This is a genomic window from Bombella apis, assembly GCF_018221685.1.
GTDB lineage: Bacteria > Pseudomonadota > Alphaproteobacteria > Acetobacterales > Acetobacteraceae > Bombella > Bombella apis.
In genome coordinates, this window is the sequence record NZ_JAGJTM010000003.1 from 173,405 (window position 1) to 197,831 (window position 24,427).

A 24,427-nucleotide genomic window follows, 5' to 3' on the forward strand; every position below is an offset into this window, starting at 1 on the left:
CGACAAAAATTACCGCTCCAGCCCGCCCCCCCATCGTCAAGGTCATGATGATGCAGAAGGATGAGGGGCCCCGCCTTGCCCGCTGGCTGACCCATTATGCCTGCCTCTTCGGCATGGAAAATCTTCTCATCTTTGATAACAGATCGGAAGAGGTCACCACTCTGGCCCTGCTGGATGAAGCCGAACGATGCGGCGCCCATGTCCGGCGGGATCTGGATACGGCGTTTGATTTCCAGAACAAGGGCGGGCATTTCACGAACGTCATACGCTCCCTGAATCAGGATGCAGAGTATGATTTCGCCCTGCCGGTAGATTGCGATGAACTGCTCTGCGTTTTTACGGAGACCGGGCTTTCTCTAGGAAAGGCAGACATTCTGGCCGAGTTTGCACGCCTGAAGCCTTGGGGCCGCCCCTTCCGCATCGAGCTGAGCCTGTTCAACCTGCCTGGGGACGGACATGAAGGCTGGTACGCCCCCAACCGTCATTTTCACAAAGGCTTCGTGCCCGCCTACCACGACGCCACCATCGACAATGGGCACCATGCCCCTGCTCTGGCCAACACCACGGATGTGAAAATGACACGTTTTGTCTATCTCCACAGCCACAACCGGCCCTATCAGGAAATGATCGACCTCTCCCGGGCAAAACTGATGCCCGAAATGGAGAGACCTGACGATGTATTTGACCGGCAGAAGATTCTTGCTCACCTCTCCAGACCACACTGCCCGGGCAGTCATCTCTGCCACATGCTTCTCCGCTCCCATGACGAGTATGAGACTCTCTACCGGGATGAGGTTCACATCTATTTTCGTGAGGGCCTGCCCCTGATCCGTTCCCGGTCTGGCAGGCTTCATGTCTGGAACAGCCACGCCTATCTGGCCCGTCACCCTGATGTGGCAGGCTATGAATCAGGACCACTGGCCCATTATCTGATGTATGGCTTTCCCGAAGGACGCAGCCTCCACTAACCGGAAAGGGGCCCCTCCCGCCGGAAGAGCCCCTCTTTTCTCCCCTCAGGGCTGGAAGCTGATGGGACGCCCCACATTGCTGGTGACGATCTCATCATCCTGCATCACGACCTGCCCCCGGACGATGGTCCCCACGGGCCAGCCCGTGACGGTCTTTCCGTCATAAGGTGTCCAGCCTGCGGGAGAGGCGATCCAGTCATTGGTGATGGTCCGCTGCTTCTTCATGTCCACAAGGGTGATGTCACCATCGAACCCGACGGCCAGACGGCCCTTGTTCGGCAGCCCATAGACCCGGGCCGGACCAGCGGCCATAACGTCCACGAGCCGGGTCAGGCTCAGACGCCCTGCATTGACGTGATCCAGCATCAGCGGAACGATCGTCTGCACGCCCGTCAGGCCGGACGGACATTCCAGCCACGGCAGTTCCTTGGCCTCTTTGGGGTGCGGCGCATGGTCGGAAGACACCACATCCACCCGTCCATCCCGCAGGGCGGCCCAGCCTGCCTCAAAATGACGCCGCTCATTCCGCAGCGGAGGGTTCATCACGGCCTTGCCACCCAGACGCTCATAACAGCCCGGCCCTTCGTTGGTCAGATGATTGACCAGAACCTCCACCGTGGCATGACGGCGGTTTTCGCCCAGAAGAATGAACTCTTCTTCCGTTGAAACATGCAGGATATGGATGGGCCGCCCCGTCTTGCGGGACAGGGCCAGGATACGCTGCGTACCCCGAATGGCACATTCCGCATCCCGCCACTCGGCATGACAGTGGTAGGGCTGCCCCGGCTCGAACAGCTTCCGCCGCTCCCGCAGGCGGTATTCATCCTCCGAGTGGAAGGACACACGGCGATGGCCGGAGCGCAGGACCGCCTCGATCCCCTCATCATCCTCGATCATGAGATCGCCGGTCGAAGACCCCGCAAAAACCTTGACGCCACAGACACCCTCTTCCTGCTCGAACTCGGCCAGAAGGGGCGTGTTCTCCCGGGTCGCACCAATATACATGGCGACGTCAATATTCGCCGTCTCCACGATATGCTGACGCTTCCAGTCCAGCATCTTCCTGTCCGTGATGGTCGGGTTGGTGTTCGGCATGTCAAACACAGCCGTGATGCCACCCAGAGCCGCCGCCCGGGTACCTGTCTCCAGCGTTTCAGCCTCCGGCTTGCCGGGATCACGCAGATGTACGTGAGAGTCGATCAGCCCGGGCAGGACATGCAGGCCCGTGGCATCAATGACACGGTCAGCCTCATCACTGGCGGAAACGGACAGGGAAGCGATCCGCTGATCACGGATGCCGATGTCGGCCTGTGCCTCACCCCATGGAAATACGCACCGTCCATTACGGATTATGAGATCAAAATGCATGATGTCTCCCTGAAAATCTGTCATCGTTTCATCACAGTGATGACCGGTTCTTACCCCTCTCCGGACCATTCATAAAGAGAGAGGGCGGCCTGACAGACATCTTCAGCCTTCAGGCCCTCCATGTTTCCGGCACCGGGCGGGCCGGGAGCCTCAACCACAGCCGTCCAGCGGCCAGAAGGCGCATATTCTGCGGCACGGCTGGGACCGAACATGCCCAGCGTTGGCACGTCCAGAGCTGCTGACAGGTGCATCAGCCCTGAATCACTCCCGACAAACAGGCAGCAGCGGACCAGCAGGGCTGCAACCTGCGCCAGTGAATATCTCCCGCCAAGGTCCAGAGCCTCCGGCATGGCAGCCCGGGCCGGAGCGGCCAGCCTCGCCTCCCGCTCTCCCGGACCGTAGAACAGGACAGGACGCATCCCCTCTGCCCCCAGCCGGTCTGCGAGAGCCGCAAAAGATGAGGCAGGCCAGAGTTTCGTCTCCGTTCCTGCTGTCGGAGCCAGAGCCAGCCAGCGGATATCACCGGGCAGGAGGCGGGCGGCCATGTCCTGCTCCTCCGGTCCCAGCCAGACATGCGGACGGAAGGGCTGCCTGAAGCCCAGCGACCGGGCCTGCTGCTCCAGCTTCAGCCCTGTCCGCCTGCCCCCCCTGACGACATGACGGGAACGGCTCCATACTCCATAGGCCAGAGGCGATGAACGGAGATCCACCACCACTTCCCAGCGATGGCGCACAACCTGCCACCACAGGGCCAGCCAGTGCCTGTTATGAGGCTTCTTCTCCACCACGATGATCCGCTCGCAACGGGGCATGTACCGGAACAGGTCCTGCACGGCCGGACCGCAGGCGATGGTGAATCGGGCCTGAGGATGACGCTCCATCATCCCGGCCAGCGCCCCCATGGCAATCACGGCATCACCAAGACGATGCGCCGTGATGAAGAGGATGCGTTTCACTCCTGCAACCAGATCGGGTCTGACAGGGTTGCGAGAAATTCGGCATGACGGGCCAGAGGGGCCTCATCCGGTGGTGGCATGGGACGGGCCTTGCGACCCGTCACGACCCTGCGCTTCCCCGCCCCACCCGGGCCGGCAGACTGCTGCCGGTCACTGCCCAGACCAAGGCCACGCTGCCGCCCCCCGATCAGCTCCACATACACGTCGGCCAGCAGGCGGCAGTCCAGCAGGGCATTGTGGGTGCCACGCTCGGAGAGGTCGATCCCGAAACGGCGGCAGAGGGCGTCCAGATTGGCAGGCATCCCGGGGAATTTCTTCCGGGCCATGATGACGGTATCAATGGCCCGACTGTCATAATCCAGCACGGGACGTCCGGCCCGCTTCAGCTCCGCATTGATGAACTTGAAGTCGAACGGTGCATTATGGGCGATCATCTTCCCGTCACCGATGAACTCCAGGAACTCATCAGCAATGTCAGCGAAAAGAGGTTTCCCTTCCAGGTCCGCCAGCGTGAAACCATGCACCTTCGTGGCCTCGGGGGGAATGTCCCGTTCGGGATTCACCAGCACATGGAAATAATTCCCCGTCCGCAGGTCATTCACCAGCTCCAGGGCGGCAATTTCGATCACCCTGTCCCCGGTATCCGGGTCCAGCCCTGTCGTCTCGGTATCAAAAAGAATAGAACGGGTCATGTCATCGTCTTTCACGCATCTGCCACAGGGAGGCCAGAATGGCACGGACCTGACGGGCCGCACAGGCACGGGAGAGGCCCGTCCTTATCACGATATCGGCCCGGCGTCGCCGCTCCCTGTCCGGCATCTGCCGGGCCAGCAGGGCTTTCGCATCCGCCTCGCTCATCTGCCCACCCCTCCTGTAACGCTGCCGGATGCGGGACTGACGGACAGACAGCGGAGCCGACACCACCATGACGAGCGTACAGTCCCGATCCGCCCCCGTTTCCCACAGAAGGGGAATGTCCAGAACACAGAACGGCACCTGACGGGACCGGCAACGCCTCAGAAAAGCCTGTCTCTCCTGCCGGACCATCGGATGGATGATGGCTTCCAGCCGGGGCAGGACGGTTGGATCCGCCGCTATGAGACGGCGCAGGGCTGCCCTGTCCAGCACGCCATCATGCACGATGCCGGGAAACGCCTTCTGCAGGGCAGGAACCGCCCGCCCATGAGGGGCCTGAAGATGACGGACGCAGGCATCGGCATCAAAAACAGGCACACCCGCCCTGCGGAAGAGAGATGCCACCGTACTCTTCCCGGCGGCCATGCCACCCGTCAGCCCCAGAGCCTTCACGAACAGGCCCCGACCATCACCATGTCAGGAAAGGCCATGCCGGGCGAGGTCCTGCGCCAGAATGTCAAAACTGGCTTCATCGGCTTCCGGCAGTACACCGAACCATTCCTGAAACCCGGCCCGTGCCTGACAGATCAGCATGCCCAGCCCGTCCACGGTGCAGAAGCCACGCTCCTGCGCTGCCTTCAGCAGAGGTGTCTGCCGAGGCGTATAGACGATGTCCGCCACGCTCAGCCCCTCCTGCCCCTTCTGCAGCAGGCTGGACCATGCCGTGTCATCACGTCCTCCCATGCCCAGTGATGTCGCATTGACGAGCAGATTCATCTCTCCCAGCCTGCTGGGCCAGTCTGTCCAGTCCAGCACGATTCCGCCCCCCAGGGCCTGCACCAGAGCCTCGGCCCGGGAAGCTGTACGGTTGGAAATGAAGACCTCACAGCCACGATCCTGCAACGCTGCCGCTACGGCCCGGGCGGCTCCCCCCGCCCCGAGGATGAGAGCACGCCCTTCCAGCCTCACGCCATGAGCCAGAAGATTGTCGCAGAAGCCGGTGCCATCGGTGCAGTCGCCAATAACCCGCCCCTCCACAAAACGCAGCGTATTGGCTGCCCCGGCCCGGCGGGCCGTTTCTGTCAGTTCGTCACAGAGGCGGAAAGCCTCCTCCTTGTGTGGAATCGTGACATTCACCCCACGGAACCCCGCTGCCACCAGCCCCTTCAGAGCCATTTCCAGCTGTCCCGGCTTGACCGGCAGCGGCACATAGGCCCCGTTGACCTGATGCACCCGGCACCAGTGGTTATGCAACATGGGAGACCGGGAATGATCGACCGGCCAGCCTATCACGCCAGCCAGTCTGGTCCTGCCATCAATCGTCACGCCATCTCCTTCCGTCTTTCCCAGAAGCGGGGCAGCAGACGGGCCAGGCGCTCCGCCCAGAGCTTCTGCCCCACTTCATCACTGATGAGGTCCTGCCTTATCTCAATCTCAAGGGCTGGCAGATTCCGCCGTCCGGCGTGATAGGGCACGCTGTATTCATTCTGGCTGTTCAGCACATAGGGCTGGTTGTCCCCCACATGGAGGCCGCCTTCCTCCTCCAGCAATGTCCGCATCAGGCGGGCTGAGTGAGGGTCATGATCGTGCAGCAGCCCGATGTCCCACGGGCGTCTCCGCCCATCCTGCATGGCAGGAGTGAAACTGTGCAGGGACACGAACAACGTCGTTTCCGGCTTCCGCCGGGACAGATGGCGTTCTATCTCATCGTGATAGGCATGGAGAATGGCCTCTTCCCGCTGCCGTCTCTCCACGGCTGACAGGCCCTGATTCCCCGGCACGGGCGCACCGTCACTGACGGGAGGAATGGAGGTCGGATGCCCGGCAGCCCGGTTGCAGTCGATCACGAGGCGGGAATAGACCTGCTCTACAAGCAGGCAACCGAGAGCCTGCTGGAGGTGCCTCCCCACTTCCCGGATGCCAATATCATAGGCGATGTGCCTGTCCCATTCATCCACGGGTAGGCCAAGATCACCCAGCCTTTCTGGCACGGCACGGCCCGCATGGTCGCTGATCATGACGAAAGGACTGTCCGTCACCGCTGCATGGACATGATAAGGGCGGGCCTCACTCTTCCCCAGAAGGGGCATGGCCTCAGTCTGCCTGTTCATCACGCCCAGCCTCACTCAACCTGATGAAGAAGGGAGCGGACCGTGCTGGCCGCAGCGGCGTCCTTCCACTCCACGCCGCCATCAGAAATGGCCCGCACCTGCCCCTGGGCATCAATCAGCAGCGTCATGGGCAGTCCGGGTTCCCGAAGACTCTTCAGGAACGGATCCACAGCCTGACGCTCCGCCGTCCAGACGGGCAGGCCCTCGGCATGGAGACGGGGCAGGGCTGCCTGAACACGCTCCGGTGAACCACTGTCCAGAGCAACGGGGATCACGGGCAGATCGGGATTTCTGTCCAGGAAAGCGGCCAGCTGGGGCAGCTCTTCCCGACAGGGTGTGCACCATGTGGCCCAGAGATGCAGCATGTACGGCTTCCCCGCCTTCATGGGCAGGCTTGCCTTCGTGCCGCCCAGCCCCGCAATGGCCAGCGTGACCGGGGCTGACAGGGCCGGTTCCGGCTCCAGCTCCTGCAAACTCTGCAACGCTTCAGCCCGCACACAATTGTGCCACAGGCCCGCAGCCGCTACACTCAGCCAGCCCGCCAGAACGGCGCATGTACGAATCTTTTTCCAGTTTCTGATCATATCGGTCCTCATGACGCACAATAATACCAGCAACGCCTCCCCTGCAAACAGACCCGCCAGCACGGACGCTGCCAACCCCCAGTGGGGTGGCCGTTTCGCCAGCGGTCCGGCAGCCATCATGGAGGAGATCAACGCCTCCATCGGGTTCGACAGAATTCTCTGGCGACAGGATATCCGTGGCTCCCTCGCCCATGCTGCCATGCTCCGCAAGGTTGGCCTGCTGACAGAACAGGAAGAAGCCGAAATCCAGCAGGGGCTGGCCGATATTGCCACGGAAATCGAAGAAGGCCGCTTCGCTTTCTCCCCGGCACTGGAAGATATTCACATGAATATCGAATCCCGCCTGTCCGAGCGGATCGGGGAAGCCGGAAAGCGGCTGCACACCGCCCGTTCCCGCAATGACCAGATTGCCACGGACTTCCGCCTCTGGGTCCGGGATTCCATCGACGGCATCGTGGAACAGACGGAAGCCCTGATGCGCACCCTCGCCCGCCGTGCACTGGAATATCATGACACCCCCATGCCGGGTTTCACCCATCTTCAGGTCGCCCAGCCCGTCACCTTCGGTCATCATCTGCTGGCTTATGTGGAAATGCTGGCCCGTGATGCCTCCCGCCTGCGTGATGCCCGCCGCCGGATGAATGAATGCCCGCTGGGGTCTGCCGCCCTGGCAGGCACGTCCTTCCCCATCGACCGGGACATGACGGCGCAGGCCCTCGGTTTCGACCGCCCGACGTCAAACTCGCTGGACGCCGTGTCCGACCGCGACTTTGCGCTGGAATATCTGTCTGTCCTCTCCATGGAGGCCATGCATCTCTCCCGCCTTTCGGAAGAGATCGTGCAGTGGGCCTCTGCGGCCTTCAATTTCGTCCATCTGTCCGACGCCTTCACCACCGGCTCCTCCATCATGCCACAGAAGCGCAACCCGGATGCTGCCGAGCTGGTCCGTGCCAAGGTGGGCCGCATCACCGGCGATCTGATCGGGCTGCTGACGGTCATGAAAGGTCTGCCGCTGGCCTATGCGAAGGACACGCAGGAAGACAAGGAACCCGTCTTTGACGCCACGACGGCCATCACCCTGTCCTTGGCCGCCATGGAAGGGATGATCCGGGACCTCAAACCAAACAAGGAACGGATGCGGGAGCTGGCAGGTGCTGGCTTCTCCACCGCCACGGACCTTGCCGACTGGCTGGTGCGGGAGCTGCGTCTGCCCTTCCGCACGGCCCATCATGTCACAGGGCGTCTTGTCAGTCTGGCCGAGCAGAAAGGCTGCGATCTGGCCGACCTTTCACTCGAAGACATGCAGGCCGTGGAATCAGGCATCAACAGGTCCATCTATGACGTCCTGACCGTGGACTCCTCCCTCGCCTCCCGCACCAGCCACGGCGGCACGGCACCAGCCAATGTGCAGGCACAGGCCAAGGGGTGGCTGGAACGGCTTGGACAGGCCTGAACGGAGAGATGATCATGCATCGGCTTCATTCCTCTTTCATGACGCGGGCCGTTCTGGCCCTCATGGGTGGCATTTTCCTGCTGGGACTGAGCGCCTGCGGCCGACCGGGGGCTCCCAAGCCTCCCGGCCCGTCTGAGAAAGTGACGTATCCGCAGATATATCCGCCAGAATGAAATGACGTGATTCTTCAGAAATCATGCGAGAGATTATCAAGAAAGGTGAAAGTGGGAGTTCCTGCTTTCACCTTTTCTCATGATTACAGGGCATTGACCGCAAAAACTGGCTATTTACCAATAAGCATGACTGATAACAGATAAAAGATTTTCCTTTCTTCACGCTTTATCAAGATGACCTTCCTAGAGTGACCCTGCAATCTGCCTTGTTCAGGATGGAGTGGTCATGATGGTAACGCTGACAGAAATCATTCTGAAGGATCCAGCCCGTTATGAGTACATGCGGGCTGGCAACACGACTCCCTTCTGGGTTTCTCCTGCCATGAAAACAGAACTTCGCCTGCTCGGCCCGACAGGCAACGTCATACCCTGCCAACACCACCACAGGGGATGGTTCAACTTCCTTCTCCCCGCTGAAACACCTCATGTCTTCCTGGACATGACGGCCACTACCCTGCTGGATCAGACCATCAGAGACGTGATCCTGTTCATGGGGGCTCAGGAATGGTCTCTACCCGTTCCTTCTGCTCTCACCCGTTCTCCCAGACAGAGCAACCAGGCCAGAACTGCCTGGGTCGGCCTCCCACCCATGCCCCGCTGGGTACGGGGGCTCTTCTGCGTGCATCTTGAACCTGTGGTTCTTGAACGGGACAGATTAAACGCTGCCTGAACAGGCAGTCTCCCCCAGTCAGAGGGTCAGGACCAGGCCATCCCGGGCTGGGCGGACGTCTTCGGGCAGGCTTTCGCAGAGCTGACCGTAATCCATGTCCGGCCCCATGTGGGTCAGGACCGTATGCCGGGGCCGGAACTGCTGCCGCCATTCCATGACACGCCCCAACCAGCCATGAGATGGATGTGCCTCCCGCTGGAAGCACCCGACGACCCAGCAGGACAGGCCATGCAGAACGGCCTGTGATTCTGTGGGGAAACTCTCAACATCCGTACAATAGGCAAACGACCCGAGACGCAGGCCGAGACTTGTCGTCCAGCCATGCTTCTGCGGGAAGATGCAGCCTTCCAGCGGGCCGACCTTCAGCGGGCCATGGGTGGGAATTTCCTGCACGTCAAAAGCAGGACGATAGAAGGTGCCTCCCTCCCACGGCCGGAAAGCATAGTCGAAACGCTGCCGCAGCTCGGCCAGAACCTCTGCCGTGGCCAGAAGCTGGATCGGCCGACCGATCACACGATTGACAGCCCTCAATTCATCCAGCCCACCGATATGGTCACTATGAGCGTGCGTATAGAACACGGCATCAATATGGGTCAGCCCGTTTGCCAGCATCTGCTGCCGCAGGTCTGGCCCACTGTCGACCAGAAGACGGAACCCCTCATGCTCGATCACGATGGATGAACGCAGACGGCGATTCCGCCTGTCTGTCGGATCGCACGCACCCCAGAGGCCCGTTCCGGCCCCTTCCTCACCCCCGATCATGGGGACGCCAGCGGAGCCACCACAACCGAGAATCGTGATCTTCATACGGCTACCCGTGTGAAGAGACGCCGTGTGTTGGCTTGCGTAATCTCCACCAGCCGCTCACCCGTCAGACCACGTTCTTCGGCCAGACGAACCGCCGTATGCACGACATAGCCCGGCGTGTTCGGCTTGCCCCGCTTGGGAACGGGGGCCAGAAAAGGACTGTCTGTTTCCACGAGGATACGGTCCTCCGGCGCATGACGGGCCACGTCCCGGATTTCTTCACACTTCTTGAAGGTCAGAAGCCCGGAAAAGCTCAGGTACCCCCCCAGCTCCAGAGCGGCTCCGGCCAGCTTCGGACCGGAGGCAAAGCAATGGATCAGAAAAGGGAAAGCCCCCTTCTCATGCTCGTCCCGCAGAATGGCGATGGTGTCATCATCCGCCTGTCTCGTATGGATGACCAGCGGCAGACCCGTCACACGGGCTGCCTCGATATGACGGCGGAAGGATGCATGCTGGACTGGTTTCACCTCCTCCGTGCCATGAAAATAATCAAGGCCAGACTCTCCGATGGCCGCTACCTGCGGAGCCTCAAGCTCTGCCAGCATGTCATCAAGACTGGGAAGAACCTCCTCATGGGCATGATCGGGATGTGTGCCCAACGCACACCAGATACGCAGGTCCGGACTGTCATGCTCCGTCAGGGCCTTCTGCCTGGCCCGTTCTGACCAGCGTGTCCCGATCGTGACCATTCCCGCCAGACCAGCCTGCCGGGCAAAATCCAGACTGGCAGGGAGGTCTTCCAGACGGTCCAGATGGCAGTGCGTGTCAATCAGCCCCTTCATGCGTCCTTCTCTTCCTCCACGAAACGGGGGAACAGACCTTGTGGCTTGGGCAGGGTACGCCCACCGGGCAGTGGTGTTTCCAGCGCAGCGATATGACGCTCGCCCTTCTCCACACCCAGCTGGTCCAGCATCTTCTCCATCGTATCTGGCATATAGGGCTGGAGGAGCGTCGCCACGGTGCGGATCACATCCACCAGAACCCGCAGCACATCCGCCATGCGGGCCGGATTTTCCTTCTTCAGCACCCAGGGGGCCTGCCGGTCGATATAGGCATTGGCCTCCCGGATGAGCTTCCAGATATCTTCCAGCGCATCACTGATGGCCAGACGCTCGATATGCGTGCGTGTGAGAGACGGCAGCAGGGTGGCCTGGGCCAGAATCTTCTCATCATCCTCTGTCAGGGCACCACGTTCCGGCAGGACACCCTGAAGATTGCGGGCCACCTGACTGAGCGTCCGCTGGGCAAGATTGCCAAGGTCGTTGGCCAGTTCGACATTCATCCGTGTGATGAGGGAACGGCGACTGAAATTGGAATCCCCACCAAAGGGCACTTCCCGCATCAGGAAGAAGCGCAGCTGGTCCAGCCCGAACTCATCGGCCAGAGCCTTGGGGTCCAGCACGTTGCCGAGAGACTTGCTCATCTTCTCACCCTCGACCGTCCACCAGCCATGAGCGAAAACCCGTTTCGGCAGCGGCAGACCAGCAGCCATAAGGAAGGCCGGCCAGTAGATGCAGTGGAAGCGTATGATCTCCTTGCCCACCACATGCACGTCGGCGGGCCAGTGAACATGCCGGGGATCCTTCATGTCCGGGTAACCAACGGCTGTCAGATAATTCGCCAGCGCATCGAACCAGACATACATGACATGGTCCGGGTCACCCGGCACCTCCACGCCCCAGCGGAAGCTGGTCCGGCTGATGGAGAGGTCCCGCAGCCCCTGCTTCACGAAGCTGACCACCTCCCGTTTCGGACCATGCGGGCCGATGAAATCGGGATTTTCTTCATACAGCTTCAGCAGCCTGTCCTGAAAATCGGAAAGGCGGAAAAAGTAGGATGGTTCCCGCACCCACTCCAGCGGCGCACCGGAAGGTGCCGTCCGGCTGCCGTCGGGATGCCGGGTGATCTCATCCTCACCGACAAACATCTCATCCCGGGTGGAGTACCAGCCTTCATAGGCATCGAGATAGATATGACCATTTTCGGCAACCTTCTCCCAAAGGGTCTGGGCTGCCTTCTTGTGTCGGGCTTCTGTCGTGCGGATGAACTCATCCGTCTGGACCGCCATGTCCTTCTGCATCTGGCGGAAGCTCTGGGAGATGCGGTCCGCAAAATCCTGCGGAGGAACATTCTGCGCCTTTGCGCTCTGCTCCACCTTCTGTCCATGCTCGTCCGTCCCGCTGACGAACAGAACATCGTTGCCATCCAGCCGATGGAAACGGGCGATCACATCACAGGCGATGGAGGTATAAGCGTGGCCGATATGCGGCGCACCATTCACATAGAAAATGGGAGTCGTGATGGTGAAATGCCGCTTCATGATCTATCTGTCCTGTCGTCCAAATTTTACCAAAACCCACAACCGGGCCTGCTACCCCTGGCGGGCCAGAGCAAGGACTTCCCGGATGGCCTCGGCCCTGTCAAGGCTGAAGCACTCACTCTGCAACCGCATCTGCCCCAACCGCCCGGCCCGATCCGCCATGAGAGCTGCCCGGGGCAGATCTCCCGCAAAGGCGGCATCCCGTGCCTGACCGGCCAGTGCCTCGCCTAGCAGATCGCACACTAACGCAAAACCCTCTGCTTCACGAGCGATCTGGCTGACGATCACCCAATTTTCATGATCCAGCTCTTCACCGGCCAATGCCCGCTCCACCAGCCCGGCACAGATGCCGTCCCGGTCCTGTGCCAGAAACAGGGCACGACCGGGAGACCCATGGGCACGGTGCAGGACATCATCCGGCACGTCAGGCAGAACGGCCTTCATGTCAGCCTCATCCAGCCCGGCGAGGGCCAGCACACGGCAACGGCTCCGCAATGTCGGCAGCAATGTGCCCGGTGAAGAAGTCGTCAGGAAGAGGGCGGTCTTCGGAGGAGGTTCCTCAAGAATCTTCAACAGCGCATTGGCGGCAAAACGGTTCAGACTTTCCAGCCCGTCCACGACCACGACCCGCCAGCCACCCTCCGTGGCCGTGTGATGCAGAAAATTCTGGATGGGCTGGACATCAGCAACCGTGATCTCCCCCTTCAGCTGTCCCTTGCGGGGGTCCATCTTCCGGGCAATCGTCAACAGATCTCCATGCGTCCCCGCAGAGATGCGCCGTCCAGCAGGACTTTCCAGATCGCTGCCCCCCAGCAGCCTGCGGGCCAGATGGAACGCCAATGTCACCTTGCCTACACCGGACGGGCCAGAAATCAGCCACGCATGATGCAGCCTGCCAGACGCAAAAGACTCTTCAAACTGCTGTATGGCTGCCTGATGCCCATACACATGGGCTGCCAGACGTGGTTCAGGCGGAGGCCCCCTCACGCAGCGCCCTCTCCAGCCATATGCTGCCGCACGAGAGCGTATAGGTGCGCCTGCACCTCTTCCAGCGACTGGCTGGCATCAACCCGCCGGATGCGGGCAGGATCCTTCTCGGCAATATCCTGAAAACCAGCCCGCACACGCTGATGAAACTGCATCTGCTGTCCCTCGTACCGGTCCAGCTTTCCACCCCGCCGGTAAATACGCTGACGGGCCACTTCGCAGGGCAGGTCCAGCCATAACGTTACATCAGGCTCTCCTCCCACGACCTGCCGCAAGGAGCGGATATACTCCAGAACTTCTGCCCGGCCCTCTCCGATTCCATACCCTTGATAGGCCCATGTGGAATCATGGAACCGATCACAGAGGACGATTTTCCCTTCTGCCAGAGCCGGTCGGATTGCCTTGGCGAGGTGATCCGCCCGGGCCGCCATATGAAGCATGATCTCCGCCTGCCAGCAGAAACTCTCCTCCCCAAAAAGGAGCAGGTTCCGCAACGCTTCGGCTGCTGGCGTCCCACCGGGCTCTCTCGTCTGGAAAACCGGGAAACCAGCGCCTTCCAGCTGCTCGGAAAGGCGGGCCAGCTGCGTGCTTTTGCCCGCACCTTCCCCCCCTTCCAATGTAATGAACACTCCCTCGGTCTTACTGCGGAGCATGACCGAACCGTGACAGGATCCGCCCTGCAAAGCCAAGCTCACCGACCGGAGACACCGTATAAAGTGGTGAATAGACCCTGGGCTGACCTGGCAGGCCAACGGAAACATGGCCAGACTTCTGCCCTGCTGCCACCGGTGCCGGAATGGGGGACGGATAATCCACGCTGATCTGCACTTTCGAGGACCAGCCGACAGGGATGGTCAGGCTGACATCCTCCGCAACAGCCAGACCAACCGTGCGATGCTCCCCATTCCACACGGCAGCGGCCGGCTCCACAACCTGCCCCTTGTGCAGCAGCTGAACCGTCTCAAAACTGGAGAATGCCCAGCTCATCAGCCGCTCACCCTCATGAGCACGCTCATTGGTAGAGGCAGTCCCATTGATGACGACAATGACACGGTTGCCGTTCCGTTCTGAACTGGCACACAGGCCAAACCCCCCTGCATCGGTATGGCCAGTCTTCAGACCATCAGCCAGCCCCTTGTCGACCAGCACATTGCGGTTCCCCTGACGGATATGGTTGAAGGTGAATTCCTTCTCCCCGAAGAACCCGTAATAACGGGGGAAATCACGAATGAGATGCTGCGCCAGCATGGCCACATCCTGAGCGCACATGTAATGGCTGGCATCCGGCAGGCCGGTCACGTTCATGAAATGAGAGTTGCGTAAGCCAATGCGCTGGGCTGCCTCGTTCATCAAGGCCACGAAACGCTCTTCAGACCCCGCAATCCCCTCCGCCAGCACGACACAGGCATCATTGCCGGACTGGATGAGCATGCCACGGATCAGATTCTCCACGCTGACAGAACTGCCAAGCGGGACAAACATGCGGGAACCTTCCATCTTCCAGGCCCTGGAGCTGACAGGGAATTCCTGCTCCAGCCGGATACGCCCGGAGGCCAGAAAAGCAAAAACGACATAGGCCGTCATCATCTTGGTAAGGGATGACGGCGGCATCCGCTCTTCCGCATTGCGACTCAGCAACACCGTCCCCGTCGTGCTGTCGAGAATATAGGCCCAACGGGCAGAGGTCGGCATGGGACCCATTGGAGTCACGGCATCCCCCACGACCGAATCGGTAGCCGGACCTGCTTCCTTCACCTGCCCTGCCGGACGCCCCCGCCCCTGCCTGTGCAGCCCGGCGGCCTGCCCGGCCCGTGATGATGCCAGCAGGGAACATGCCGTAAAACCGGCAACTCCCCCCATGAGAGAACGTCTTGTCTGCACGTCAATCCCCGCACTGCATGCCCGCCATACCGGCGGGGCCTTCATGAAAAAACCTGCGATGCCCGCCATGCGGGCCACCCGGCACCATGCCGGACGGCGTGATTATCGGGTCATCCTATCGCCCAGAATCCCGACCGCCAATGCATAATAATCGGAAGGATTATAGGCCCGTATCGCACGGAAATTATGATAAACGAGGAAGGCCTGTCCACCAGGTCCATCCGGCTGGAGCAGGCTGCCCGTAGCCTGCGGTGCCAGGAACCCGGAAGACTGGACCGGCCTCACCCCCATAGCCTGCCACGTGCTGACAGGATGCACGGGGGCATGGCGGGATTTCGTGGCAGCCAGAGCCGTGAACTGCCCATTGCTCCCCAGCGGGACCACAACCTCTTCTCCCCAGGGTTCACCACGCCGCCAGCCCGACCGTCCCAAGTAATTGGCAATGGAGGCAAAAACATCCGCTTCGGAACTCCAGATATTCGCCTTTCCATCACCATCACCATCCGCCGCAAAACGCAGATAGGCACTCGGCATGAACTGAGGCTGCCCCATGGCACCGGCATAGCTGCCCAGCATGCTGGCCGGACTGATGACCCCCTGAGCCAATATCTGCATGGCCTTGATCAGCTCGCTACGGAAAAAGGCAGCCCGCCTGCCATCAAAGGCCAGAGTGGCCAAGGCCTCGATGACATTAAAACGGCCCTGATGCTCTCCAAACCCTGATTCCAGCCCCCATATGCCCATGATGGCGTTGTCATCACAGCCCAGCGTCTGCCCCAAAGGCGACAGTGTCCCCCGCACCCTCTGCCAGGCCTGCCGCCCTTTTTCTTCCCGGGCAGACGAGATCACACGTGCACGGTATTGCGCCCATGTCAGGGTAAATTCCGGCTGGTGCCGGTCCAGCCGCAAAACCTCCTGATTGGGGGCCTGAGCCAGCGCAAGGGACTGCTCCACAATAGCCGACGGCACACCAGCCGACAGGGCCTGCTGCCGCACACCTCCCAGGAACGCTGCATAATCGGCCGTCCCCCGAGAGGCCACCGCCCGACCACCTGCCCAGGCAGGCAGACCGCCCATCATCAACCCTCCCGCCGTGGCAGCCAGAAAATGACGCCTCTTCATCATTCCACTTCCCATCACGCCTGATCTCCCCTTCATCATCCAAAGGAACGCCCCGATATACCCGGCACTGCCGATTGCGGACAGACGCATTTCATGGCACAGTCCCGCCAACCACAGCCAGGACCGTTCTTTGTGATCCGTATCAGCGCTATCATGGCGTCCCAGCCTGTCTGGCTGAAAGCCTTTTCTGTCATCCTTGGTACCTTTATCCTGGAAGATGTTGCAACCGTCCTGGCGGCCATTGCGTCCAAAGGAAACCAGATTTCCATCCCTCTGGCACTTGGCAGCCTTTATGCCGGGGTGGCCTTGGGTGACATGGGCCTTTATGCCCTCGGTCTGGCAGGAAGCCGATGGACGTTCCTGCGCCGTTTCCTGACCCTCCCCAGCGAGGAGCAGGCAAAATGGTGGTTCTCCCGCAACATCATAGGGGTTGTGGCCATTTCCCGCTTTGTTCCAGGCAGCCGCCTGCCGCTCTATACGGCCTGCGGTTTCTTCCGTGCGCCCTTTCTGGCCTTCGCCCTGACGGCCATAGGCGCAACGCTGGTCTGGACAAGCCTGCTCTTCCTGCTGGCACTGCATGTTGGCGGGTGGCTTCTGGCGCATCAGGGTGGCTGGCGCTGGGCGGGAATCATCGGCTTCATCCTCTGCATTTTCCTGATGGGACGTTTCATCAGCCACCTGCAACGTAGGAACACATAGTCCATGACAGCACCTTCTTCCCATCACAAGACGCTGTCCCTCTTCGAGTTCTGGCCCGACAGCATTTTCTATACCCCCATCGTCATCTACTGGATTCTCATGGGGTTACGTCATGGAGACCTCAGCATCTCCACGGCTGCCAATCCCCGTATCGAAACAGGTGGCCTCTGTGGCGAGAGCAAAAGCTCCATTCTGGACATGGTCGGCCCCACGGCCCGAGAGGCCATTGCCCCGTATCGGATCATTCATAACGGAGCTGATGCAGCCCGGGATGTGCTGGCCGCCATGAAGGAAATGGGGATCGACTTCCCGGTCGTGCTCAAGCCTGACATCGGCTGTAACGGTACGGGAGTGAGGCTGATCACCTCCCTGGCCATGCTCCACGAGGTGCTGCCACTCTTCCCGGCGGGTGTGGCCCTGATGGTGCAGCAGCTCATCACCTACCCGATGGAAGCAGGCATCTTCTATATCCGTCATCCTGATGAGCCTGTCGGCCGCATCACCTCCCTCACTTACAAGGAGGCCCCTGTCCTGACCGGCAATGGTCGCTCCACACTCAAGGAGCTCATCATGGCCGACCCCCGGATGCGACAGGTGCCACAGCTCTATCTGCCCCGTATCAGTGGCCGTGAAACCGAGATTCTGCCCGCCGGAGAAACGCTGTCACTGGTTTTTGCCGGAAATCACTGCAAGGGGTCCATCTTCCGGAATGGGAGGCCGGACATCACTCCGGCACTCACGGAACGCATCAACGCCATCATGCTGGACATACCGGACTTCCATTTCGGCCGGATCGACCTCAAGATGGCTTCCCCAGAAGCTCTGAAGCGTGGGGAAGACTTTCAGATCATCGAGATCAATGGGGTCGGGTCAGAGGCCATCCATATCTGGGACCGGCGCACGACTCTGACAGAGGCCTACCGCACCCAGATCTACCATTACCGGCAGGCCTTCCTCATCGGTGCTGCAAAAAAGAAAGAAGGCTGGAAAAGTTCCGGCATTCTGGGGATGCTCCGCTCCTGGCTGAAGCAGCGGCGCCTGCTGGCGTCCTACCCGACCAACGACTGAGGCAGGCAACAACCGGGCCGGACCCCGCCGGTCCTTTCCCGCCCGGCGGGAGCCCGGCGGGAAAACACAGCCTAAAGCCTGCCCGCACCAAATATGTAATTGCTGATCTGCTGCTCCAGAGACAGCAGGGGGTGGGCATCCAGAATGGTGGCACCAGCCGGCAATGTCTGCCCTGCCTTGCCGGGCAGCAGCTGAAGGGCATTGTCCCCGCCAATGGTCGGTGCCGCAATGGCCACAGCCGTATCCTGCGGGAGCTTCAGATCATCCCGTACGGCAAACTGCACGTCCACGATGGCGGTTTCCGGATTCAGCGTGATGGAACGCACACGCCCCACGGTTACACCGCCAAGGTCCACGTCAGCCCCCTCATCCAGACCATTCGCGGAACTGAATGTCGCATGATAGCCTGTCATGTGGCGATCCGGCCCCTCCAGCAGGCCCAGCCCATAGGCAACGAACCCGCCGGCTGCCAGAAGAACACAGCTGCTGGCAATGAATGCTCCGCCACGCCCTTTAAGGATCGCCCACATAGACACCTCGAAATTCACGCCCCAGTCTGCTAGCCTTGCGACCGGAGAAGCTGATTTCATGAAAAACAACAGAACGTTACCGCTACCATAGATGGGACTTTCCCACCAGCATCCGTCACGGCTTTTCCTCAATCTCCCCCACCTCCAGACAGACCATGGTTCCGCATGACAGATCTCCAGGCCTTCATCCTCGCCATCATCCAGGGCATCACGGAACCCTTCCCTGTCAGCAGCCTTGGCCATGCCGTCCTTCTGCCCGGAATCCTTCACTGGTCGCTGGATGAACACAGCCCGACCTTCCTGCCCTTTCTGACCATGCTGCATGTCGGCACGCTGGTGGCTCTGGCGCATGTCTTCTGGGGGGACTGGCGGGCTATCCTGCTCGGCCTCTTCTCCCCCCGCAGGACAGCCAGAACCCGCAACAAGGCGATCCACCTGTGCAGCCTGCTTGTCGTGGCCACAATACCAGCCGTCATCATGGGCGGACTGTTTGAGCATCACCTGCGGCTCGTTTTTGCCAATCCGCTCATGGTGGCAGGATTCCTGACCCTCAACGGCCTGCTGCTCATCCTGACGGAGATCATGCGCCGCCGGGCCCTCCGGCATGAACAGGACAATGCCTACCAGACACAGGAACTCTCCTGGAAAGATGCCCTCATCATCGGCCTCTGGCAATGTCTGGCCCTGTTCCCCGGGCTATCACGCTCCGGTGCCACCATTAATGGTGGGCTGATGCGGGGACTGGACCATCTGACAGCGACACGCTTTTCCCTGCTCATGGCCCAGCCGATCATTCTGGCAGCCACGGCCAAAGAGGCCTGGCAGCTCCGCCATGTCCATCTCTCCAGCAGCATGATCACGCAGTCCCTCATCGGCGCTGTCGTGGCTGGCGTAACGGCCCTCATCTGCTCCCGGCTCCTGCTGCGCTTCTTCCATGATGACAACCGGCACACCCTGACAGGATTCGGCATTTACTGCATCCTTGCAGGCCTTGGCAGCGCCTGCCTTCTCCATTTTCACCCCTGAGCACAGAAAAACTCCGCAGCATAATTTACAAAGGCTTTCCAAGGAGTCATGAATAAAAACATTCCGGTATCATACCGTTCCAGCCCCGTTATGCAGGAATCGTGACACTCATGCCCCAGCTGACCACGCCATGAACAAGGCGCGCCGCAAGACCCTCTCCCAGATACAGTCCGCTGGTGGACAGCATAACTTCAAGCGCAGCCTTGGCGCCACGCAGCTCCTGCTCATGGGCGTGGGGACCGCCATTGGAGCGGGCGTGTACGTCATCACAGGGACGGCGGCAGCAGAATATGCCGGGCCTTCCGTCCTTCTCTCTTTCCTGATTGCCGCTGCGGCGTGCCTGTTCACGGCACTCTGTTATGGGGAGCTGGCCTCCACCTTCCCTGTCTCCGGGTCAGCCTATGCTTATGCCTATCTCTCCATGGGCGAGAAAATGGCATGGGTGACCGGCTGGCTGCTCATACTGGAATATGGCATTGCCGGTACCGCCGTGGCGGCCGGCTTTTCGGGCTACCTGACATCCCTGCTCAGTGGGTTCGGCATCCATCTTCCGGCTGTCATTTCCCAGACAACCTTTCAGTCCATCCCTCATTCAAGTACCGGCCTGCTGGCCTTTCATCCCAGCTTCAACCTGATCGGCCTGGTTGTCATGCTGTTCATCAGCCTGGTCCTGACCCGTGGGATTGAGGTCGCAGCACGGTTCAACACGGCCTTCGTCAGCATCAAGATCGGCGTGCTGGCACTGTTTGTCGGGGTTGGCCTGTTCTATCTCCATCCTGCCTACTGGCACCCATTCATCCCGCCTTCGGAAGGGAATTTCCATTTCGGCGTGGCTGGCATCTTCCGGGCTGCCTCGATCATCTTCTTTGCCTATGGTGGTTTCGAAACCGTCTCCACCGCAGCGGCAGAAGCCCGCAACCCCACCAGGGATGTGCCCATAGGCATCATCGGCAGTCTCATCATCTGTACGTTGGTTTATGTCACCGTGGCGGCCGTACTGCTGGGCATTGCGCCCTATCAGATGCTGGATGTGCCAGACCCTCTGGCCATCGCAACGGGCCTCATGAATCAGCCGTGGATGGCCTTTCTCATCAATGCAGGGGCCACGGTCGGGCTGTTCTCCGTTCTTATCGGTCTGCTTTATGCAATTTCCCGCATGGTCCACGCCATCAGCCATGACGGACTTCTACCGGGCATCTTCAGCGTCGTGCATCCACGCTTCAGGACACCATGGCTGGCCACGCTGCTGCTGGGCCTCATCCTGGGGCTGATGAGCGCCACCATGCCCATCGCACTGCTGGGGGATCTGCTCTGCATTGGCACCACACTGGCCTTCAGCATCGTCTGCTTCACTGTCATCTGGCAACGCAACAGGGCACCGGAGACACACCGGCCCTTCCAGGTGCCACTCGGAGGAATCCGCATCCGGGGGATCTGGCTGGGCATCACGCCCATGCTGGGCATTTTCTTCTGTCTCTGCATGATTGTTCCCCTGGGGCTGAACATACTGCACGTCACCCTGCAGGGTAACATCATCCCGCTGGCCTTCTTCATCCTCTATACAGGGCTGGGTTTTGCGACCTATCTGTTCTATGGACGGCATAACTCGACCATGAAGCAGCCTCCATCCTGAAGGGCGAAGGCTGCTGCATGGTTTCCATTTCCGATTACGAGGCGAGGATGGCCGCAGGGGCAACCTGCCCATCCATCAAGTCCGCTGTCTATTTCTGGATGATCCACCCTCTTTATGCGTAAACGTTCCTCCTCCTCCGCCAGGCGTCGTGATCCACGGCGCAAGACCATGAGCCAGATCACGGCAGAAAATGATTCCGTCACGCTCAAAAGAAGTCTGACAGCCACGCAGCTTCTGCTCATGGGGGTCGGAACGACCGTTGGGGCGGGCGTCTATGTCATGACGGGTACGGCGGCGGCTGAATATGCCGGACCTGCCGTGCTGCTCTCCTTCCTTGTAGCGGCGGCAGCCTGTCTCTTCACGGCTTTCTGTTATGGGGAGCTCTCTTCCACCTTCCCGGTATCCGGCTCCTCCTACTCCTATGCCTACATCTCCATGGGAGAACGGGCAGCATGGAATGTCAGCTGGCTGATGCTGCTTGAATACGGCATATCCTGCACCGCTGTAGCGGCTGGTCTTTCGGGCTACATGAACTCCCTGCTGGGCATTTTCAACATCCATCTGCCAGTCTGGCTGACACAGACAAGCCTTCAGCCGGTGCCCGGCTCCGAAGGAACAGCGCTGACAGCCGGATTCCGGCTGGACCTGATCGGCTTCATCTCCGTGTTGCTGGTAACCGCCCTGCTGGCCCGTGGTGTTGAAGAATCCGCCCGCTTCAACTCTCTCGTTGTCGCCCTGAAAATTGGTGTCCTGTTCCTCTTCCTCATCATCGGTGTCAGTTACATCACCCCGGCCAACTGGTTCCCCTTCATTCCACCGGCTCAGGCCCATTTCCACTTTGGTGTGGCTGGCATCTTCCGGGCAGCCTCCATCATATTCTTTGCCTATGGAGGGTTCGAAGCCGTTTCCACTGCTTCATCAGAGGCCCGCAATCCAACACGTGACATTCCCATCGGCATCATTGGCAGCCTGCTGATCTGCACGCTGATCTATGTTGCCGTAGCAGCCGTACTGCTGGGAATCGTGCCCTACAGCAAGCTGAATGTGGCTGACCCCCTGGCCGTTGCCACACAGGCCATGGGCAAACCGTGGCTGGCCCTGCTGGTGAATGGCGGCGCCACCATCGGCCTTTCCTCCGTCCTGCTGGGCCTGATGTATGGTCAGTCCCGCATCCTGCTGACCACCGGGCGGGACGGGCTCATCCCGTCCGTCTTTAGCAGGATCCACAAGCGCTACCGCACACCAGCCCGTGGGACATTCATCATGGGGACCATCATTGCCCTGATGACAGCCACCCTGCCCATCGACATCATCAGCGATCTCGTTTCCCTCGGGACAGCACTGGCCTTCGCCATGGTCTGCTTTACGGTCATCTGGCAGCGCAATTATGCTGCCGATACCCGGCGCCCCTTCAGCGTGCCACTGGGAGGAATCCGTATCCGGGGATTCTGGATTGGCCTTACGCCTGTTCTGGGGATCATTTTCTGCCTGATCATGATCCTGCCACTGATCTTCAACATGATCCACGCCCTGCTGGGCGGCAATCCTGTTCCCGTCATTCTGCTGGTCACCTACTTCCTGATCGGTGCGCTGACCTATCGCTTCTACGGGTATCACAACTCCCGCATGGCCAATCCGTCAGCCTCAGCAGAATAATACCGCCCCCATCAGTCCTGACTTGCCCGAGACTGATGGGGGACCCTCCTTCGCCACACTATCTGCGCCCATCGGCCCGGCTACCGGGCCCCATGTAACTGCCCGGTGGCGGGCGATGTACTGGAGGAGACAAAAGGGTATCCGGGTCTGTCACATCCAGTTTCGCCCCTGTTTCCGGCGAAACGAACGCCACACGCCGCCGTGGCAGCGCCTGCGGGAACTCCGCCCGGATGCGGGCAATGGCTTTTTCCCGAATGTCACAACGCAGATCCCAGCTCTGCATGGCATTGCGGGCACTGGCAATGACACGGACCGACATGGCCTGATCTGTGCAGTCCGACACCTGGGCATCGAACACCTTGCCATCCCAGAGCGGGCAGCTTCGCACGATCTCCCTCAGCATATCCCGGATTTCATCCATTGGGGCATCATAATCAAGCCAGAGAAACACGACGCCGGTTATGGCGGCCGAGTTGTGCGTCCAATTTTCAAAGCGATTTTCAAGAAAATAAGAAATGGGCACGATATGGCGTCGCCAGTCCCAGACACGCAGCACGACATACGTTGCCGTGATTTCCTCCACCCAACACCAGTCACCATTGATGACGACCAGATCCTCCATCCGGATGGGCTGGGTGATGGCGATCTGCACCCCCGCTATCAGGTTCGTCAGAAGTCCCCGCGCCGAGAGACCGACAATCAGCGAGGCCGCTCCAGCAGAAGCAAAAAGGGACACACCATACTGTTTGACAGACGGAAAAAGCATCAGGGCCGAAGCAACCGTCACAAGGCCAATGAGAATCTCTCCAAGCCGCCGCAGCACCTTGATCTGTGTCTGATGAGCACGGGCCATGATGTCATCCGCATAATCCAACCGTGCCAGACGATTCAGATATGCCTCTGACATCAGGCGGAACATGCTGATGAGAGAAAAGCCGAAAACCAGAATCAGCAGAAAGAAAAAGAACAGCCTGAGATTCTGCTCCTCCTCATATGAAAAGCCCGTGGCCGCTGGCAGCGCTGCCAGAAGGACCAGCAATGTAACCATGACCTGCATGGGCCGACGCAACACGCTGACGGTGTTGCGGATCATCGCCCCGCTGCGTGTACCAGGAATACGCAGGATCAGCGCACTCGCCCCGTGTCCGGCATAAAACGCTGTCAGACCAACGATCACGAGCATCAGGATCGATACGATCGCAGGTGGCAACCAGGAAAGCGCATTGCTGAACGCAAAGAGGATGTTTGTGAAATGCTGGGACAAAAGGAAAAGCCCTCTGACTGAAGGTGTAACAGGCTGTCAGCGAAAAATGACAGCCTCGCCTCAGGAAGTGAATAGAAAAGAACAAAAAAACATGATGATAGCCCACCTCCCTGTTGACTTCCTCATCTGCCTGCCATAAAAGCACCTTCATCGGAAGGCAGATGCCTCCTGAAGGACATGATGGCGGCGTAGCTCAGCGGTAGAGCAGGGGAATCATAATCCCTTGGTCGGCGGTTCAAATCCGTCCGCCGCTACCATCTTCCCTTCTCCCATCCCCTGAAAATTTGCTGAATGAG

24 protein-coding genes and 1 tRNA gene are annotated in these 24,427 nt (G+C 60.2%); 9 read left to right on the top strand and 16 right to left on the bottom strand.

All coding sequences use genetic code 11. The features are described 5' to 3' along the window. Positions 1-44 precede the first annotated feature (44 nt). Positions 45-968 carry a glycosyltransferase family 2 protein gene (locus tag J8Z04_RS02570; RefSeq protein WP_192848237.1) on the top strand — a complete coding sequence of 308 codons (924 nt, stop codon included), beginning with the start codon at positions 45-47 and terminating at the stop codon, positions 966-968. A 45-nt stretch (positions 969-1,013) separates the two neighbouring features. On the opposite strand, the gene J8Z04_RS02575 is transcribed toward J8Z04_RS02570, so the two are convergent. The 7 genes from J8Z04_RS02575 to J8Z04_RS02605 are packed head-to-tail and all read right to left on the bottom strand — an operon-like array spanning position 1,014 to position 6,854. After that, on the bottom strand, positions 1,014-2,336 hold the full coding sequence (locus J8Z04_RS02575; protein WP_081563482.1) for a dihydroorotase: 1,323 nt from the start codon (positions 2,334-2,336) through the stop codon (positions 1,014-1,016). A 50-nt stretch (positions 2,337-2,386) separates the two neighbouring features. Next, a complete protein-coding gene (locus tag J8Z04_RS02580) occupies positions 2,387-3,292 on the bottom strand; it encodes a glycosyltransferase family 9 protein (RefSeq protein WP_332067149.1) in 906 nt (301 codons plus the stop codon). After that, on the bottom strand, positions 3,289-3,984 hold the full coding sequence (dnaQ, locus tag J8Z04_RS02585; RefSeq protein ID WP_212125562.1) for a DNA polymerase III subunit epsilon: 696 nt from the start codon (positions 3,982-3,984) through the stop codon (positions 3,289-3,291). The genes J8Z04_RS02580 and dnaQ overlap by 4 nt, the downstream gene beginning before the upstream one ends. Position 3,985: 1 nt before the next feature. Beyond that, on the bottom strand, positions 3,986-4,600 hold the full coding sequence (gene coaE / locus J8Z04_RS02590) for a dephospho-CoA kinase (RefSeq protein ID WP_192848238.1): 615 nt from the start codon (positions 4,598-4,600) through the stop codon (positions 3,986-3,988). Between the two features lie 24 nt (positions 4,601-4,624). Then, positions 4,625-5,473, bottom strand: a complete 849-nt coding sequence (locus J8Z04_RS02595; RefSeq protein ID WP_192848239.1) for a shikimate dehydrogenase — start codon at positions 5,471-5,473, stop codon at positions 4,625-4,627. Next, entirely contained in the window at positions 5,470-6,258 is a 789-nt protein-coding gene (locus tag J8Z04_RS02600; protein ID WP_232086334.1) for an N-formylglutamate amidohydrolase, read from the bottom strand. The genes J8Z04_RS02595 and J8Z04_RS02600 overlap by 4 nt, the downstream gene beginning before the upstream one ends. 11 nt (positions 6,259-6,269) lie before the next feature. Then, positions 6,270-6,854, bottom strand: coding sequence for a TlpA disulfide reductase family protein (locus J8Z04_RS02605; protein WP_181005209.1), 585 nt, complete (start codon positions 6,852-6,854; stop codon positions 6,270-6,272). Here J8Z04_RS02605 and argH point away from each other — a divergent pair. Together argH and J8Z04_RS02615 are read left to right on the top strand one after the other, a co-directional pair. After that, positions 6,853-8,295, top strand: coding sequence for an argininosuccinate lyase (gene argH / locus J8Z04_RS02610; RefSeq protein WP_081563486.1), 1,443 nt, complete (start codon positions 6,853-6,855; stop codon positions 8,293-8,295). The genes J8Z04_RS02605 and argH overlap by 2 nt on opposite strands. Positions 8,296-8,694: 399 nt before the next feature. Then, the gene (locus J8Z04_RS02615) at positions 8,695-9,138 is read left to right on the top strand and encodes a hypothetical protein (protein WP_043559988.1); all 444 of its coding nucleotides are present in this window, start codon (positions 8,695-8,697) and stop codon (positions 9,136-9,138) included. 18 nt (positions 9,139-9,156) lie between these two features. Here the strand turns inward: J8Z04_RS02615 and J8Z04_RS02620 are convergent, their stop codons facing one another. The 7 genes from J8Z04_RS02620 to J8Z04_RS02650 are packed head-to-tail and all read right to left on the bottom strand — an operon-like array spanning position 9,157 to position 16,258. Continuing rightward, positions 9,157-9,945 (bottom strand): MBL fold metallo-hydrolase, encoded by a 789-nt coding sequence (locus tag J8Z04_RS02620; RefSeq protein WP_192848240.1) that lies wholly within the window; start codon positions 9,943-9,945, stop codon positions 9,157-9,159. Then, positions 9,942-10,727 carry a TatD family hydrolase gene (locus tag J8Z04_RS02625; RefSeq protein ID WP_192848241.1) on the bottom strand — a complete coding sequence of 262 codons (786 nt, stop codon included), beginning with the start codon at positions 10,725-10,727 and terminating at the stop codon, positions 9,942-9,944. Before J8Z04_RS02625 ends, J8Z04_RS02620 begins: the two co-directional genes overlap by 4 nt. Continuing rightward, on the bottom strand, positions 10,724-12,265 hold the full coding sequence (gene metG, locus J8Z04_RS02630) for a methionine--tRNA ligase (RefSeq protein WP_043559982.1): 1,542 nt from the start codon (positions 12,263-12,265) through the stop codon (positions 10,724-10,726). Before metG ends, J8Z04_RS02625 begins: the two co-directional genes overlap by 4 nt. Before the next feature lie 51 nt (positions 12,266-12,316). After that, positions 12,317-13,252 (bottom strand): DNA polymerase III subunit delta', encoded by a 936-nt coding sequence (locus J8Z04_RS02635; protein ID WP_192848242.1) that lies wholly within the window; start codon positions 13,250-13,252, stop codon positions 12,317-12,319. Beyond that, entirely contained in the window at positions 13,249-13,905 is a 657-nt protein-coding gene (gene tmk / locus J8Z04_RS02640; RefSeq protein ID WP_192848243.1) for a dTMP kinase, read from the bottom strand. Before tmk ends, J8Z04_RS02635 begins: the two co-directional genes overlap by 4 nt. Continuing rightward, positions 13,892-15,178 carry a D-alanyl-D-alanine carboxypeptidase family protein gene (locus J8Z04_RS02645; RefSeq protein WP_043561153.1) on the bottom strand — a complete coding sequence of 429 codons (1,287 nt, stop codon included), beginning with the start codon at positions 15,176-15,178 and terminating at the stop codon, positions 13,892-13,894. The genes tmk and J8Z04_RS02645 overlap by 14 nt, the downstream gene beginning before the upstream one ends. A gap of 57 nt (positions 15,179-15,235) precedes the next feature. Continuing rightward, positions 15,236-16,258 (bottom strand): lytic murein transglycosylase, encoded by a 1,023-nt coding sequence (locus J8Z04_RS02650; RefSeq protein WP_043559976.1) that lies wholly within the window; start codon positions 16,256-16,258, stop codon positions 15,236-15,238. A 150-nt stretch (positions 16,259-16,408) separates the two neighbouring features. Between J8Z04_RS02650 and J8Z04_RS02655 the strand changes: the two genes are divergently transcribed. Both J8Z04_RS02655 and J8Z04_RS02660 read left to right on the top strand, forming a co-directional pair. Beyond that, complete coding sequence (locus J8Z04_RS02655; protein ID WP_192848354.1) at positions 16,409-16,954, top strand: DedA family protein; 546 nt, start codon at positions 16,409-16,411, stop codon at positions 16,952-16,954. 3 nt (positions 16,955-16,957) lie between these two features. Then, positions 16,958-18,022 (top strand): ATP-grasp domain-containing protein, encoded by a 1,065-nt coding sequence (locus J8Z04_RS02660; RefSeq protein WP_081563207.1) that lies wholly within the window; start codon positions 16,958-16,960, stop codon positions 18,020-18,022. 71 nt (positions 18,023-18,093) lie between these two features. Here the strand turns inward: J8Z04_RS02660 and J8Z04_RS02665 are convergent, their stop codons facing one another. After that, positions 18,094-18,612, bottom strand: coding sequence for an MlaD family protein (locus J8Z04_RS02665; protein ID WP_232086335.1), 519 nt, complete (start codon positions 18,610-18,612; stop codon positions 18,094-18,096). 105 nt (positions 18,613-18,717) lie between these two features. Here J8Z04_RS02665 and J8Z04_RS02670 point away from each other — a divergent pair, with 105 nt between their 5' ends. The 3 genes from J8Z04_RS02670 (at position 18,718) to J8Z04_RS02680 (ending at position 22,867) form a co-directional block, all read left to right on the top strand. Continuing rightward, positions 18,718-19,578 carry an undecaprenyl-diphosphate phosphatase gene (locus tag J8Z04_RS02670; RefSeq protein WP_043559970.1) on the top strand — a complete coding sequence of 287 codons (861 nt, stop codon included), beginning with the start codon at positions 18,718-18,720 and terminating at the stop codon, positions 19,576-19,578. 130 nt (positions 19,579-19,708) lie between these two features. After that, entirely contained in the window at positions 19,709-21,211 is a 1,503-nt protein-coding gene (locus J8Z04_RS02675; RefSeq protein ID WP_192848244.1) for an APC family permease, read from the top strand. Positions 21,212-21,325: 114 nt separating this feature from the next. Then, positions 21,326-22,867: an APC family permease gene (locus J8Z04_RS02680; RefSeq protein ID WP_081563209.1), complete on the top strand. Its 1,542-nt coding sequence runs from the start codon at positions 21,326-21,328 to the stop codon at positions 22,865-22,867. A 58-nt stretch (positions 22,868-22,925) separates the two neighbouring features. Here J8Z04_RS02680 and J8Z04_RS02685 read toward each other — a convergent pair whose 3' ends face one another. Continuing rightward, a complete protein-coding gene (locus J8Z04_RS02685) occupies positions 22,926-24,131 on the bottom strand; it encodes a mechanosensitive ion channel family protein (protein ID WP_081563210.1) in 1,206 nt (401 codons plus the stop codon). Positions 24,132-24,313: 182 nt separating this feature from the next. On the opposite strand from J8Z04_RS02685, the gene J8Z04_RS02690 reads away from it, so the two are divergent. Further along, positions 24,314-24,388 (top strand) — tRNA-Met (locus J8Z04_RS02690). Positions 24,389-24,427 lie beyond the last annotated feature (39 nt).